The sequence below is a fragment of the Mycobacterium sp. EPa45 genome (assembly GCF_001021385.1).
GTDB lineage: Bacteria > Actinomycetota > Actinomycetes > Mycobacteriales > Mycobacteriaceae > Mycobacterium.
This window is the reverse complement of the sequence record NZ_CP011773.1, coordinates 5,367,287-5,381,750: the sequence shown is the minus strand read 5'-3', so window position 1 is coordinate 5,381,750 and position 14,464 is coordinate 5,367,287. Positions and strand designations below refer to the sequence as shown.

At 67.5% G+C, this 14,464-nt stretch carries 16 protein-coding genes; 8 read left to right on the top strand and 8 right to left on the bottom strand.

Going from position 1 to position 14,464, the window contains the following annotated elements; all coding sequences use genetic code 11:
- Position 1: 1 nt before the first annotated feature.
- From AB431_RS25455 to AB431_RS25445, 3 genes are all read right to left on the bottom strand, one after another.
- Positions 2-1,564, bottom strand: a complete 1,563-nt coding sequence (locus AB431_RS25455; RefSeq protein WP_047332278.1) for a GMC family oxidoreductase — start codon at positions 1,562-1,564, stop codon at positions 2-4.
- Positions 1,564-1,755: a ferredoxin gene (locus tag AB431_RS25450; RefSeq protein ID WP_047332277.1), complete on the bottom strand. Its 192-nt coding sequence runs from the start codon at positions 1,753-1,755 to the stop codon at positions 1,564-1,566. The genes AB431_RS25455 and AB431_RS25450 overlap by 1 nt, the downstream gene beginning before the upstream one ends.
- Positions 1,756-1,943: 188 nt before the next feature.
- Positions 1,944-2,582: a hypothetical protein gene (locus AB431_RS25445; RefSeq protein ID WP_047332276.1), complete on the bottom strand. Its 639-nt coding sequence runs from the start codon at positions 2,580-2,582 to the stop codon at positions 1,944-1,946.
- 51 nt (positions 2,583-2,633) lie between these two features.
- On the opposite strand from AB431_RS25445, the gene AB431_RS25440 reads away from it, so the two are divergent.
- The 4 genes from AB431_RS25440 to AB431_RS25425 all read left to right on the top strand — a co-directional run bounded on the left by AB431_RS25440 (position 2,634) and on the right by AB431_RS25425 (position 6,895).
- Complete coding sequence (locus AB431_RS25440) at positions 2,634-3,524, top strand: phosphoribosylaminoimidazolesuccinocarboxamide synthase (RefSeq protein ID WP_047332275.1); 891 nt, start codon at positions 2,634-2,636, stop codon at positions 3,522-3,524.
- Positions 3,521-5,623: a S9 family peptidase gene (locus tag AB431_RS25435; protein WP_047332274.1), complete on the top strand. Its 2,103-nt coding sequence runs from the start codon at positions 3,521-3,523 to the stop codon at positions 5,621-5,623. The genes AB431_RS25440 and AB431_RS25435 overlap by 4 nt, the downstream gene beginning before the upstream one ends.
- Positions 5,624-5,633: 10 nt before the next feature.
- Complete coding sequence (locus AB431_RS25430; protein ID WP_047332273.1) at positions 5,634-6,122, top strand: glutathione peroxidase; 489 nt, start codon at positions 5,634-5,636, stop codon at positions 6,120-6,122.
- A 68-nt stretch (positions 6,123-6,190) separates the two neighbouring features.
- Positions 6,191-6,895 carry a DUF2334 domain-containing protein gene (locus tag AB431_RS25425; protein ID WP_047332272.1) on the top strand — a complete coding sequence of 235 codons (705 nt, stop codon included), beginning with the start codon at positions 6,191-6,193 and terminating at the stop codon, positions 6,893-6,895.
- Here the strand turns inward: AB431_RS25425 and AB431_RS25420 are convergent.
- Positions 6,884-7,690, bottom strand: a complete 807-nt coding sequence (locus AB431_RS25420; protein ID WP_047332271.1) for an SDR family NAD(P)-dependent oxidoreductase — start codon at positions 7,688-7,690, stop codon at positions 6,884-6,886. The two genes, AB431_RS25425 and AB431_RS25420, sit on opposite strands and share 12 nt — an antisense overlap.
- Before the next feature lie 25 nt (positions 7,691-7,715).
- Complete coding sequence (locus AB431_RS25415; protein ID WP_047333798.1) at positions 7,716-8,354, bottom strand: MBL fold metallo-hydrolase; 639 nt, start codon at positions 8,352-8,354, stop codon at positions 7,716-7,718.
- Positions 8,355-8,364: 10 nt separating this feature from the next.
- On the opposite strand from AB431_RS25415, the gene AB431_RS25410 reads away from it, so the two are divergent.
- Genes AB431_RS25410 through purQ form a run of 3 tightly spaced genes read left to right on the top strand, consistent with a single transcriptional unit; the run spans position 8,365 to position 10,004 of the window.
- Entirely contained in the window at positions 8,365-9,045 is a 681-nt protein-coding gene (locus AB431_RS25410; RefSeq protein WP_235435760.1) for an ATPase, read from the top strand.
- Between the two features lie 51 nt (positions 9,046-9,096).
- Positions 9,097-9,336, top strand: a complete 240-nt coding sequence (gene purS, locus AB431_RS25405) for a phosphoribosylformylglycinamidine synthase subunit PurS (protein ID WP_047332269.1) — start codon at positions 9,097-9,099, stop codon at positions 9,334-9,336.
- Positions 9,333-10,004 carry a phosphoribosylformylglycinamidine synthase subunit PurQ gene (gene purQ / locus AB431_RS25400; protein ID WP_047332268.1) on the top strand — a complete coding sequence of 224 codons (672 nt, stop codon included), beginning with the start codon at positions 9,333-9,335 and terminating at the stop codon, positions 10,002-10,004. Before purS ends, purQ begins: the two co-directional genes overlap by 4 nt.
- Before the next feature lie 54 nt (positions 10,005-10,058).
- On the opposite strand, the gene AB431_RS25395 is transcribed toward purQ, so the two are convergent.
- Entirely contained in the window at positions 10,059-10,856 is a 798-nt protein-coding gene (locus tag AB431_RS25395) for a family 1 encapsulin nanocompartment shell protein (RefSeq protein WP_047332267.1), read from the bottom strand.
- On the bottom strand, positions 10,856-11,878 hold the full coding sequence (locus tag AB431_RS25390; RefSeq protein ID WP_047332266.1) for a Dyp-type peroxidase: 1,023 nt from the start codon (positions 11,876-11,878) through the stop codon (positions 10,856-10,858). The genes AB431_RS25395 and AB431_RS25390 overlap by 1 nt, the downstream gene beginning before the upstream one ends.
- A 42-nt stretch (positions 11,879-11,920) precedes the next feature.
- On the opposite strand from AB431_RS25390, the gene AB431_RS25385 reads away from it, so the two are divergent.
- Positions 11,921-13,195 carry a M18 family aminopeptidase gene (locus tag AB431_RS25385; RefSeq protein ID WP_047333797.1) on the top strand — a complete coding sequence of 425 codons (1,275 nt, stop codon included), beginning with the start codon at positions 11,921-11,923 and terminating at the stop codon, positions 13,193-13,195.
- Positions 13,196-13,217: 22 nt separating this feature from the next.
- Here the strand turns inward: AB431_RS25385 and AB431_RS25380 are convergent, their stop codons facing one another.
- On the bottom strand, positions 13,218-14,063 hold the full coding sequence (locus AB431_RS25380; RefSeq protein ID WP_047333796.1) for a DUF4436 domain-containing protein: 846 nt from the start codon (positions 14,061-14,063) through the stop codon (positions 13,218-13,220).
- Positions 14,064-14,464 lie beyond the last annotated feature (401 nt).

The window sequence follows — 14,464 nt, the reverse complement described above, 5'->3', positions numbered from 1 at the left end:
CTCACCGATCATCCTTGATGAAGTCGGCGCACCGCTCACCGACCATGATGGCCGGGGCGTTGGTGTTGGCCCGGGGAATGCACGGGAACGCCGATGCGTCGGCTACCCGCAGACCTTCCACGCCACGCACTTTCAGCTTCTCGTCCAGCACGCTGTCAGCCCCGCTGCCCATGGCCGCCGAGCAGGCGGGGTGCCCGGTGGTGGCGACCGAACTGCGCAGCCACGCCTCGATCTGGGGGTCGGTGACGACATCCCCGCCCGGGTGGAGTTCGGTGGTGGTAACCGAGGCGAACGGCTCGGTTGCGACGATCTCGCGGGTTCGCCGCACCATACGGATGAACGCCCGCACGTCGTCGGCGGCGGCCAGCGTATTGAGCCGGATCTCCGGTGGCACAAGCGGATCCGAGGATTGCGCCATGACCGTGCCGCGGCTCTTCGGCGTCCAGTAGGACTGCAGGACCGACGAGGCGCGGCGCAGTTCCCGTTCCATGGCCGAGAGGTTGATGTAACTGGGGGAGTGGATCAACTGGAAGTCCGGCGCCGGCAGACCGGGATCGGACCTGACCTGTGCGATCGCTTCCATCGCATTGCTGGTGAACTTTCCGTTGCGGCGAAAGATCCAGCGCAGCAACCACTGTGGCTTCTGTGCATCCGACAACCCGACGAAGCCCGGCCGCACATCCCAGCTCATCGCTGTAGCGGGATGGTCGGTGAGATTGGCTCCCACTCGGGGACTGTCGACGACCGGCGTGATGCCCACCGACGTCAGGTGGTCGGCGGCACCGATGCCGGAGAGTTGCAGAAGTTGCGGTGTGCCGTAGGCGCCGGCTGACAGGATGATCTCACGGTTGGCGTTGACGACGTGCGATCGCCCCCTGCGTTCATATTTCACGGCCACCGCGCGGCCGTCACGGATCACCACCCGGTGCACCAATGCGCCGGTGACCACGCTGAAATTCGAACGACGACGTGCCGCAGGAAGATACGCGCGCGCGGTGTTCCAGCGCTGCCCCTTCCACACCGTCACCGGTGCGATGGATGACCCGTCGAGATCGGGGCCGCCGATGTCCTCGTTGGCACTGACGCCGGCGGCGCGGGCGGCGTCGACCCACCGGGTGGACGTCACATCGGGCTCCGCGAGCCTCGTGACGCGCACTGGACCGGAGGTCCCGTGCGACGGGCCGCCGAGGTAGTGCGACTCGATGCGGCGGAACACCGGCTCGACATCGGACCAGCCCCAGCCGGGCAGGTCCCAGCCGTCGTAGTCGATTCGGGTGCCCCGGATCCACACCATCGCGTTCATCGAGCTGGTCCCGCCGAGGACACGGCCGCGGGGCTGCGGAATGACGCGGCCGTCGCATGCCGGTTCGGGCGCGGTGCGGTAGTCCCAGTCGGTGGAGCCGCCCAGCTGAGCGGCGAAGGCCAGTGGCGCGCGGACCGTCAGCCGCCGATCGGAGCCGCCCGCCTCCAGCAGCAGGACGCGCGACGATCCTTCGGCCAGACGCGCCGCCACGGCGCAGCCCGCCGACCCGGCACCGATCACGACATAGTCGTAGTCGACCACTACTCTTCCGCGCTGATTGCGTGCTCCGGGCAGTCCTGCACGGCTTTGGCCACGAGATCTCGGTATTCCGCGGGAATCTCGTCCAGCACCACCTCGGCATAGCCGTCAGCGGTCCAGGCGAACACCTCCGCGCAGGTCGACACGCAATCGCCGTGTCCGGCGCAGCGGTCCGGATCGACCGAAGCCTTCATCGGTTCCCTATCGTCAGATCTCGACACCCTCGTAACTGGCGAGCATATCGGGATGGGGCAGGGCCATCTGGAGATATACGTCGATACGGCCTCCTGGGGAGGCGATTAATCAATCGATTGATTAATTACTATCGGGCCGCGCCGTCGAGGTGTCAAGGTTGGGCGCGGTTACCTGCGCTCAGCGCTCGTCAGCGCGCCGGATTCCGCCAGGAGCGGGGCACTGCGATGCCGGCCGAACGCAGTTCGAGTGCGGCCAGGCCTCTGATCGCGTACGGATCCTCGCGCCGCCACGCCCCGACCGGGTCGACGCTGACCTCGGTGAGCTTGCGCAGGGGCCGGTTGGCCAGCGCCCGCAGCGCCAGCAACTGCTCGCCGGCGGGCGTTCGGGTCAGCGCGATGACCGTCCACTTGCGGCGGAAGAACCGGATGCGAAGGAACAGCCACGGCATGCCGATCGCCAGGATCGGCGGCGCGGCCACCGCGATGGCCAGCAGCACCGCCAACCAGGTAGCCGTGGTGTCGAGGTTGTGGCCGGCGCCGGCGAGATCGAGGGCGGCCTCGCTCGCCGCCCGCAGCGGTTTGGCGACCGTGTCGCCGACGAGCGGGATCTTGTGCGCGCTGTCTCCGGCGGAGTGCAGGTTGTCCGAGATCCCGGTGGCGCCGTCATTGACCTGGCGACCCACGTCAGCGATCGTCGCGACCGCGCTGTGCACCGCCAACCCCACCAGAACCCATACCGTGATCCACAACGCGACGCCCACGTCGCTGACCAACTGTCCGAGCAGCCGGCCCGGGGTGGTGGCGTAGGGCAGGAACCGCGATCTCATGGCTCGATCCCAGCACAGTCGCGCCGACTCAGCGGCCGTTAGGCTGACGCGATGCCCCGCCCCGCTCTGAGCGACTATCAGCACCTGGCCAGCGGTAAGGTGCGCGAGATCTTTTCCATCGACGGCGAGCATCTGCTGTTCGTCGCCAGCGACCGGATCTCGGCCTACGACTACGTCCTGGACAGCCTGATCCCCGACAAGGGCCGCATCCTCACCGCGATGAGCGTGTTCTTCTTCGACTACATCGACGCGCCCAACCATCTGGCCGGCCCGCCGGACGACCCGCGCATCCCCGACGAGGTGCTGGGCCGCGCGCTGGTCGTCCGCAAGCTCGACATGGTGCCGATCGAGTGCGTGGCCCGCGGTTACCTGACCGGTTCGGGCCTGCTGGATTACCAGCGTGACGGCAAGGTGTGTGGCATCGCGCTGCCACCCGGCCTGGTCGAGGCGAGCAGATTCGATCAGCCGCTGTTCACTCCCGCGACCAAGGCCGAACTCGGCGAGCACGACGAGAACATCTCGTTCGACCGGACCATCGACATCGTCGGTGCGGAGCGCGCCAACCAGCTTCGTGAGCGCACATTGCAGATCTACAGCCAGGCCGCCGCGCACGCCTTGACCAAGGGAATCATCATCGCCGACACCAAATTCGAGTTCGGTGTCGACGCCGACGACCGGGTGGTGCTGGCCGACGAGGTGTTCACCCCGGACTCCTCGCGGTACTGGCCGGCCGAGGACTACAAAGAGGGTGAGGTGCAGCCCAGCTTCGACAAGCAGTTCGTCCGCAACTGGCTCACCGGGCCCGAATCAGGCTGGGACCGTTACGGTTCGACACCGCCACCGCCGTTGCCCGCCGACATCATCGAAGCCACCCGTGCCCGCTACATCGAAGCCTACGAACGAATCTCGGGACTGTCGTTCGCCGACTGGATCGGATCATGAGCATGAATCCACCCATCGCCAAGCGGGTTGACACCCGGCGCGTCTTCCACGAGGACGTCTTCGTCGATCCCTACGAATGGCTGCGCGAGAAGTCTGACCCTGAGGTCATCGCGCACCTCGAAGCCGAGAATGCCTACGCCGACAAGGCAACCGCCCACCTGGAGCCGCTGCGGCAGAAGATCTTCGACGAGATCAAGGCGCGCACCAAGGAGACCGACATGTCGGTTCCCACCCGCCGCGGACAGTGGTGGTACTACGGGCGCAGCTTCGAAGGCAAGCAGTACGGCGCGCATTGCCGCTGCCCGGTCGCCGGGCCGGATGACTGGGATCCGCCGGTCTTCGACTCCGACACCGACGTACCCGGCGAGCAGGTGCTGCTCGACGAGAACGCCGAGGCCGACGGATACGAGTTCTTCTCCCTCGGAGCCAGTAGTGTGAGCATCGACGGTCACCTGCTGGCCTATTCGGTCGACACCGTCGGCGACGAGCGATACACGCTGCGGTTCAAGGACTTACGCACCGGAGAGCTGTACCCGGACGAGATCGCCGGAATCTCCTCGGGGGTGACGTGGGCGGCGGACAACGGATGCGTCTACTACACGACGGTCGACGAGGCGTGGCGTCCCGACACCGTGTGGCGCCACCGGCTCGGCTCGGGTCAACCTGACGAGCAGGTGTTTCACGAACCCGACGAACGGTTCTGGGTCGGCATGGGTCGCACCCGCAGCAACAAGTACCTGATCATTGCCGCGGGCTCGGCAATCACCTCGCAGGTGTGGATCGGCGACGCCGCCGATCCGAACACGGAGTTCACCTCCGTGCTGCCGCGCCGCGACGGTGTCGAGTATTCGGTGGACCACGCGGTGATCGGCGGTGAGGACCGATTCCTCATCCTGCACAACGACGGCGCGGTCAACTTCACCCTCGTCGAAGCGCCGGTCGGCAACCCAACCGACCAGCGCACGCTGATCGAAGCCCGCGACGATGTGCGACTCGACGGCGTCGACGTCTTCGCCGACCACCTCGTGGTGAGCTACCGTCGTGAGGCGTTGCCGCGAATCCAGCTGTGGCCCATCGGTACCGACGGTTACGGCACGCCCGAGGAGATACATTTCGACTCCGAGTTGGCATCGGCTGGGTTGGCGGGCAACCCCAACTGGGTGACGCCCAAGTTGCGGGTGGGCACCACGTCGTACGTGACGCCGTTGCGGATCTACGACCTGGACCTCGCCACCGGCGACCGCACGCTGCTGCGCGAGCAACCGGTGCTGGGCGGCTACCGTCGCGAGGACTACGTCGAACGTCGGGACTGGGCGGTTGCCGAGGACGGCACCCGGGTCCCGATCTCGATCGTCCACAAAGCGGGCATCGAATTCCCTGCTCCGACAGTGCTCTACGGATACGGCGCCTACGAGTCATCCGAAGATCCGCGCTTCTCGGTGGCGCGCCTCTCGCTGCTCGACCGCGGAATGGTCTTCGCCGTCGCCCATGTCCGAGGCGGCGGTGAGATGGGAAGGCTCTGGTACGAACGCGGCAAGCTGCTGGACAAACGCAACACGTTCACCGACTTCATCGCGGTGGCACAGCATCTGGTCGACACCGGCCTTACCCGGCCGCAGAACCTGGTCGCTCTGGGCGGCAGCGCCGGCGGTCTGCTGATGGGCGCGGTCGCGAATCTGGCGCCGAAGCTGTTCGCCGGGATCCTCGCGCAGGTTCCTTTCGTGGACCCGCTCACCACGATTCTCGACCCCTCACTGCCGCTGACGGTGACCGAATGGGACGAGTGGGGAAACCCGTTGGAGAACGCGCAAGTCTACTTCTACATGAAGTCCTATTCGCCGTACGAGAACGTCGAAGCCAAGGAGTACCCGGCGATCCTGGCGATGACGTCGCTCAACGACACCCGGGTGCTCTATGTCGAACCTGCGAAATGGGTGGCCGCGCTTCGGCACACCAAGACCGACGGACACCCGGTGCTGCTGAAGACGCAGATGGCCGCCGGCCACGGCGGCATCAGCGGCCGCTACGAGCGGTGGAAGGAAGCGGCCTTCCAGTACGCCTGGCTACTGGCCACCGCCGACGCCGAGCACTTCGCGTAACCTCACCGGCATGAGTCTGACCGACATCCCGCTCACCACTCTCGACGGCAAGGCGACCTCGCTGGCCGACTACGCCGACCGGGCGATCCTCCTGGTCAACGTCGCGTCGAAGTGCGGCCTCACCCCGCAGTACACCGCGCTCGAGCAGTTGGCCCGCGACTACGGCGACCGCGGCCTGACCGTGATCGGCGTGCCCTGCAATCAGTTCATGGGTCAGGAGCCGGGGACGGCGGAGGAGATCCAGACGTTCTGCTCCACCACCTACGGCGTGACGTTCCCGCTGTTGGCCAAGACCGATGTCAACGGCGACGACCGGCACCCGCTGTACGCCGAGCTCACCACCGTCGCCGACGGTGACGGCAAGGCCGGCGACATCGCGTGGAACTTCGAGAAGTTTGTGATCGCGCCCGGGGGGACGGAGGTCAAGCGGTTCCGGCCGCAAACCGAGCCGAATGCCCCCGAGGTGGTTGCCGCGATCGAGGCCGTCCTGCCGGGCTGAACCCGATGGTTGCCTGACCTCAAGGTTGCCGACACTGTCCGGACACCTGGAATTGCCACACTGCGCGGGTGGCTGGACAACTCTTCGTGTCGGTGTCCGGGATCAGTGACCGGACGCTGGGCGATGTCGAAGACTTCGCCCGCGCGCTCGAAAGCCGCGCGGTTCCGCTGTCGCTGCTCGTCGCGCCGAGGCTCAAGGACGGGTATCGCCTGGAATCCGACCCTCGCACGATCGGCTGGCTGACCGGTCGGCGCGCCGGCGGTGATGCGGTGGTGCTGCACGGTTTCGATGCGGCGGCCACCAAGAAACGCCGCGGCGAGTTCGCCACCCTGCCCGCACATGAGGCCAATCTGCGGCTGATGGGCGCCGACCGGGTCCTCGAACATGTCGGCTTGCGGACCCGGCTGTTCGCCGCCCCCGGCTGGACGGTCTCGTCGGGCACGGCATTCGCCCTGCCGCGTAATGGCTTCCGGCTGCTCGTGGACCTGCACGGCGTCACCGACCTGGTGACCGGAACGACGACGCGCGCCCGGGTTGTGGGTATCGGCGAAGGATTCGTCACCGAACCGTGGTGGTGTCGCACCCTGGTGCTGTCGGCCGAACGGACCGCCCGCCGCGGCGGAGACGTCCGATTGGCCGTCACCGCAAAGCAATTGCGCAAGGTCGGGCCTCGTCAGGCCATGCTCGACGCGATCGATCTGGCCCTGATGCACGGCTGCACGCCGAGGGTGTACCGCCGGGATCCGGAGATCCCCGCCACGTCAGCTGCGTGAGCCGGACCCACTCGCCGTCGTCGCCATCCCGCCGTCTACCGGGATGATCGCCCCGTTCACGTAGGAGCCGGCCCGCCCGGCGAGGAAGATCGCGATGCCGGCCATGTCGTCGTCGCGGCCGATGCGCTGTAGTGGCGACGAGGCCGCAATCGCGTCTCCGAATGCGTCCAGCGTGGCGGCCATCATCTTCGACTGGAACGGACCGGGGGCGATGGCATTGGCCGTGATGTGTTGTGGGCCAAGCTCTTTAGCGAGGACACGGGTCAGCTGATGCACGGCCGCCTTGCTGGCCGAGTAGGAATAGGTGTGCATCACCGGGACGTGGATGCCGTCGATGCTGCCGATATTGATGATCCGTGCAGGATCGTCCTGCGTCCCGGCTTTGCGCAGCGCGCCGACCAGCTCCTGCACCAGCCAGAACGGCGACTTCACGTTGAGGTCGAGCACCTTGTCCCAGGCCGATGCCGGAAACGACTCCAGCGGTTCGCCCCACGTCGCTCCGGCGTTGTTGACCAGGATGTGCAGCGTGTCGGTCCCGGCGAGGACCTCGGCGGCGAGTCGCTTGCACTCGTCCTGGCGGGACAGGTCGGCCGGGATCGCGCGGATCGTCCCGAACTCCGACAGCTCGGAGACGACCTGCTCGCACTTGTCGGCCTTACGGGAACTGATGATCACCTGGGCTCCGGCCTGCAACAGGCCACGCGCGATCATCACCCCGATGCCACTGCTTCCGCCGGTGACAAGAGCGGTCTTGCCGGACAGTCCGAACAGGCGGTCCAAGTCAGCTGAGCTCATCAAATACCCTTCAGCGCAGTATGTTTCAGAACCGGAACGAATTCTCTTCGGGCAGCACCCGGAAGTCGGTGTCGGTCATCTCGGTGAGCCGACCGTAGTAGATCCCGCGCGCCTCCGGAGCGACCACCCCCTGATGGATCGGAACCGCGTGCTCCGGTGCGACCGCCCGCAGATAGTCCACCGCCTCGGAAATCTTCATCCAGGGTGCGGCCGCCGGGGCGGCCAGCACGTCCACCGGTTCGCCCGGGACGAACAGCGCGTCGCCGGGGTGCATCAGCCGGGCCGGGTGCTCGGCGTCGCCGACGAGGTAGGAGATGTTGTCGATGATCGGGATCTCCGGGTGGATGACGGCGTGCTGCCCGCCGACGCCGCGGATGCAGAGACCGGCCACGTCGAGCTCGTCGCCGACGTGCACCGCGCGCCAGGGTTCGCCGAGTTCGGCGGCGGTCGCCGGGTCGGCGTACAGCATCGCGTCCGGGTTTGCCTCGACCAGCGCGGGCAGCCGTTCACGGTCGGCGTGGTCGGGGTGCTGGTGGGTGATGAGGATGGCCGAGAGGCCGGTCACACCCTCGAAGCCGTGCGAGAAGTTGCCCGGGTCGAACAACAGCGTTGCGCCGTCGAACTCGGCGAGAAGGCATGAATGCCCGAAATGCGTCAGCTCCATGCTTACGATTGTGCGCGCACCGGAAGGCGTCGAATACATGCGGTTGGTCATCGCGATGATGCTGGTGGCCTGCGGGCTCACCGTCCCGCCGCACGCTGCCGCCGATTCCGACACCTGCCCGCCCAATTGTGACCGCATCCCCGACGCGGCCTGGATTGCGCCGTGGGCGATGCCGCTGAACGCCCGTTACACCTGGCCCCGGCTGGCCGGGGTGGCGGTGACCGCAGTCGCGCCCCGGTTCCGGTTCGAGGAGCTGTGCGGCAGCGCCCCGGTGGCCGACGACCCGCGCGCCTACTCCGTCGCCGAACGCGCCACCGTGGTCAATCCGGACGGTCAGTGGCAGCTGCAGGCCCAGGTGATGCATTGGCGCGGGGAGACCTGGCGCGGCGGTCAGCTTGCGGACGACGTCTTTCGCACCGCGGTCGCCGCGCTGCGGTCCTGCCAGCGCACCAACCCGTCGTCGTCGCCGTCGGTGACCTTCGCCGGCTACGACCGGATGGCCGCGGTGATCAGCGGACCGGTGATCCTGCGCGAGTACATCGTGGACAATTCGGCCAACAGCACGGTCACCGAGCTGGCGATGTGGTCAACCGCACCTCCCCAGACGGCGTGGCCGATGGCCAGCGACGAAAACCTGCTCGACGCCCTCGGCGCGCCGCTGTGCACCGCCTACATCGGGTCGTGTGCGTGAGCCGCCGGTAGAGTTGACCCGCAATAGTCGTCGACGTCAGCAGGAGCGCCTGTGGCCCGTGTAGTGGTCAACGTGATGCCCAAAGCCGAGATCCTCGACCCCCAGGGTCAGGCGATCGTCGGTGCGTTGGGCCGGCTGGGACACGCCGGAATCTCAGATGTCCGGCAGGGCAAGCGATTCGAGCTCGAGGTCGACGATTCGATCAGTGACTCGGCGCTCGCGGAGATCGCCGAATCGCTACTGGCGAACACCGTGATCGAGGACTGGTCGGTCACCCGGGATCCGTCGTGAGCGCGCGCGTCGGTGTCATCACCTTCCCCGGCACGCTCGACGACGTCGATGCCGCCCGCGCGGTGCGGCTCGCCGGCGCCGAAGCGGTCAACCTGTGGCACGGCGACGCCGACCTCAAAGGGGTCGATGCCGTCGTGGTGCCGGGCGGCTTCTCCTACGGCGACTATCTGCGCTGCGGCGCGATCGCGAAGTTCGCGCCCGTCATGGGCGAGGTCATCGAGGCCGCCAAGTCCGGCCTGCCGGTGCTCGGCATCTGCAACGGCTTCCAGGTGTTGTGCGAGGCCGGGCTGCTGCCCGGTGCGCTGACGCGCAACGCCGGCCTGCACTTCATCTGCCGCGACGTGTGGCTGCGGGTGGACTCCATCACCAGTGCGTGGACGTCGCGGTACGAATGGGGCGCCGAACTGCTGGTGCCGCTGAAATCCGGTGAGGGCCGCTACGTGGCGAGCGAGGCCGTGCTCGACGAACTCGAGGGTGAAGGCCGGGTGGTCTTCCGCTACGCCGAGAACCTCAACGGCTCGATGCGCGATATCGCCGGGATCAGCTCCGCCAACGGCCGCGTCGTCGGCCTGATGCCGCACCCCGAGCATGCCACCGAAGCGCTGACCGGCCCGTCGGACGACGGGCTCGGCATCTTCTACTCCGCGCTGGACGCCGTCCTGATCTAGCGATTTCGGCGCGCAAACCGCCGCTGAGCGAACGAAAGCGCGCCGAAATCGCGGCTACGCGGTGAGCGCGACCGAGGCCTCGGCGGTGTAGCACAGGAACGTCAGCGTCTCCTGCAGATACAGCTGCACGGTGTCGGCGTCATGGCTCAGGTAGCCGATCGCGACGTCGGTGCCCAGCTGCAGGTCGAAGTCGCCGCCGCGAGTGCTCAGCAGGAACGCGCCGTCGATCGCGGGCGCCCAGATGATCTCGCCGTCCACCAGCCGGTTGAGGTGCTCGCGGATCGGATAGCCGTGCTCGGTGGTCTCACTGACCTTCGTGTAGGCGTCCGCGGACAGCAGCACCGAATACGGGCCGTCCACGCCGGCGAGCCGAAGCTCCGAGAGCGCCTGGGCGAAGACATCGGGGTACTCGCGGGCGTCCTCGGGCAGGGCCAACGCCGGGTTCGAGCTGCACGTGCGGATGCCGTCGATCGCGGCGTCGGTGTACCCCTCGAAGATCGCGCGGTCCTCGATGAACGCCAACTTCTTGGCGGCGGCCTTCACCGGATCCCAGTCCGAGTCCTGTGCGCCGCGCTCCACGTCGTCGATTGCGGTGCGCGACACCGTGAACGGCACCCGGAGCCGCACCAGCGGCTTGGATTCCCGCAGGTGCGCCACCACGCCGTCGGCCGGCGCGGCGACATCGCGCAGGTGACCGGTGCTGATCGCGGCAGTCACCGGACCGCCCGGCTCGCTGACGTCGACCACGCGGCGCCCGGCGATGTGCCGCTTGAATGTCCGCGAAGCCTCCAATTCGATTTCACTCCAAGCGGATTCGGTGATCGGAGCGAGCTCGCGGTAGAGGTTGTTCATCAGGACTGTCCTTTCAGGCTGCCGATCGCCAATGAGCCGTCGGAAGTGGGGGTGGGTGCCGGGGGAGCCGCGGCGACGTCGTCGTAGCCCGGCCTCGGCGGCGGATCGTTGAGGAAATCGGTGATGGGAGTGAAGAACAGGGTGCCGGTGACGGCGGTGGAGAAGTCCAGGATTCGGTCGGTGTTACCGGGCGGGTCACCGATGAACATGTTCTCCAACATCTTCTCGGTGACGCGTGGCGAGCGCGAGTAACCGATGTAGTACGTGCCGAACTCGTCCTTGCCGATCTCCCCGAACGGCATGTTGTGCCGGACGATCTTGAGCTCGTTGCCGTCGTCGTCGGAGATCACGTTGAGCGCGATGTGGGAGTTGGCCGGTTTCACGTCGTCGGCCATCTCGATGTCCTCGAGCTTGGTGCGTCCGATGACCCGCTCCTGCTCGGTCACCGACAGCGCCTCCCACGACGTCATGTCGTGCAGATACTTCTGCACGTGGACGTAGCAGCCGCCCGCGAATTCCGGGTCCTCGTCGCCGATTTGGCTGGCGCTCACCGCAAGTGGGCCGTCCGGGTTCTCGGTGCCGTCGACGAATCCGAGAAGATCGCGGTTGTCGAAGAACTTGAAACCGTGCACCTCGTCGACGATCGTGATCGCCCCGGCCATCGCCTTGACCACCCGGCCGGCCAGCTCGAAGCACACGTCGAGCACCTCGGCACGGATGTGGAACAACAGGTCGCCCGGCGTGGCCGGAGCGTGGTGCCGCGACCCGCGCAGCTCGACGAACGGGTGCAGATCCGCCGGCCGCGGCCCGGAGAACAAGCGATCCCACGCCTGCGATCCGACCGACGTGACCATCGACAGGTTCTTGGACGGATCGCGAAACCCGATCGCGCGGACCAGACCGGCGAGGTCGGGCAGTGCGTCATGCACCGCGGCCTCACCGCCGGAGTTGATCGTGGCGACCAAGAAGATGGCGGCCGGTGTCAGGGGAGCCAGTACCGGTTGAGGTAGCGGGGAGGGCACCGTCTGACCCTAACGAAAATGATGTCGGCGATGATGGTGATCATGTCCACAGCTGCCAGCGCGCGGGGATTGTGCGAATTCATCGATGCGTCGCCGTCACCGTTCCACGTCTGCCGGACGGCGGCGCGACGTCTGCGCGACGCCGGCTACACCGAGCTGGCCGAGACCGATCGCTGGCCGGATGGGGGTGGCCGCTTCTTCACGGTGCGGGCGGGTTCCCTGGTCGCCTGGAACTCGGGCGAGGATCCAGGCCGGCCGTTCCGCATCGTCGGCGGCCACACCGACAGCCCGAACCTGCGCGTCAAGCAGCATCCCGACCGGGTGGTGGCCGGCTGGCAGGTGGTGGCGCTCGAACCGTATGGCGGCGCGTGGCTGCACTCCTGGCTGGACCGCGACCTCGGCATCAGCGGCCGGCTCTCGGTGCGAGACCGCGCCGTCGACGGCGGGGTGTCGCACCGCTTGGTACGCATCGACGCGCCGATCCTGCGGGTGCCGCAGCTGGCCATCCACCTCGCCGAGGATCGCGCAGCGGTGAAGATCGACCCGCAGCGCCACGTCAACGCGGTGTGGGGGCTGGGGGACACGCCCCGGTCGTTCCTCACTTACGTTGCCGAGCACGCCGGCGTTGACGCGGCCGATCTGTTGTCCGCGGATCTGATGACCCACGACCTGACCCCGTCAGCGCTGATCGGCGCGGACGGCGAGTTGGTCAGCGCACCCCGGCTGGACAACCAGGGCACCTGCTACGCCGGGCTGGAGGCGTTCTTGGCCGCCGAGCCGGGCGGCTACCTGCCGGTGCTGGCGCTGTTCGACCACGAGGAAGTCGGCTCGACGTCCGATCACGGCGCCCAGTCCGACCTGCTGCTGACCACATTGGAGCGCATCGTGCTGGCGTCGGGCGGCGACCGGGAGGACTTCCTGCGCCGGCTCACCGCGTCGATGGTGGCCTCCGGCGACATGGCGCACGCGACGCACCCCAACTACCCCGACCGCCACGAACCCGGGCACTGGATCGCGGTCAACGGCGGACCGGTGCTCAAGGTGCAACCGAACCTGCGGTATGCCACCGACGGCCGTACCGCGGCCGCCTTCGAGCTGGCCTGCCGGCAGGCCGGCGTGCCGCTGCAGCGCTACGAGCATCGCGCCGACCTGCCGTGCGGCTCGACGATCGGGCCGATGACGTCGGCGCGGACCGGCATTCCCACCGTCGACGTCGGGGCGGCCCAGCTGGCCATGCACTCCGCCCGCGAACTCATGGGCGCGGCCGACATCATCGCGTATACGGCTGCGCTACAAGCGTTTCTGAGTCCGGCATAGCCGCGCAGGAGAGTCTGCTCGGTTACAGCTTGTCGAACTTCGGGTTGAGGTGCCGCCACCAACAGACGATGTAGAGCGCCATCGACGACACCAGTGCGACGACCACCCACAGGATCACGGTTACATCGATCCACGTTCCGATCGTCGGGGCGTCGGGAAGGGCGTTGCGCAGCGGCACCACCGCGAAAAGCATCGCGGCAAACCAGGTGGTCATCGGTGGTTGAAATTTGCGTCGATCGCGCACTGTCTGAACCGAGACCGTGATGGCCAGCACCGCAATCGTGACCAGCGCGGCCAACAGGATCGCCACAACGGCGGCGGTGCTGGGCGACCGCCGGATATCCAGCTGGTACGCCCCCAGCGCGGGGGCGCCGGTGCTGGGCTGGGCCTTGAACTGCCATCCGGGCGTCCGGTCGAAGATCGACGGCGATACCCGGGTCGGCGCGCGGCTGTTGCCGACCGTCAGCTCGATACCGAGCGGACCCGAATGATAGTGATCGAACGGATAGGAGCCGGGGTCGCCCGTCATCGTCAACGTGACCGGAACGACTCCCGGCGTCGAGCCCTTGGTCCATGTCCTGATGGTTGGGGTGACCCCGGAATCGACCGTCAGGGTGAGATCCTCGGTGAGCCCGTGTGTGACCGGGTCCACCAACGTCGCGCCCGGGGCCACCGTCACGTTGGCGACCAACTCGCCCCGCGCGGAATGAACCTCATCCAGATTGGCGCTGACGGTTGTCCCATCCGCCGTGGGTGCCCCCTGGATGAGCTTGGCAGGTTCGCCGAGACCAGTGTTCGCGTACAGCGAGATCGTCGCGATGTATGCCGCAACCAGGACGACCACGATCGCCACGAGGCGAACCTTCATTCTCAAGCCTTCCCCCAGAGTGCTGCACGTGATGCACACAGCGTCGCGCATGCGGACCACCGCAATGTAAGCACATCGATCTGGGTACCGGGCTACCCGGCAATCAAGCTGGGGGCGGCGCCGATGATGTTGGCGCACTTGAACAAACATCGATGCGGCGACACGCTTGGCCGCGGCGGCGAAGCCGGCTGCGGCGCGGGCCGGTGTGCCGCCACGGTGCGGGCTGTGGCGCGGTGAATGCGACAACCATCCACGCTCGGCGGCAGTGCGGTGCCGGGCTGAACGCCGGCCATCGTGGGGTGCCGGCCGGGGCTGGTCCGCGGCCTGTGCGCGGACGGCGTCGCGAACTTTCGCCGTTCCCGGGCGCGACGGCACGGCAGCCGCCAGCTGCGCCACTAGAC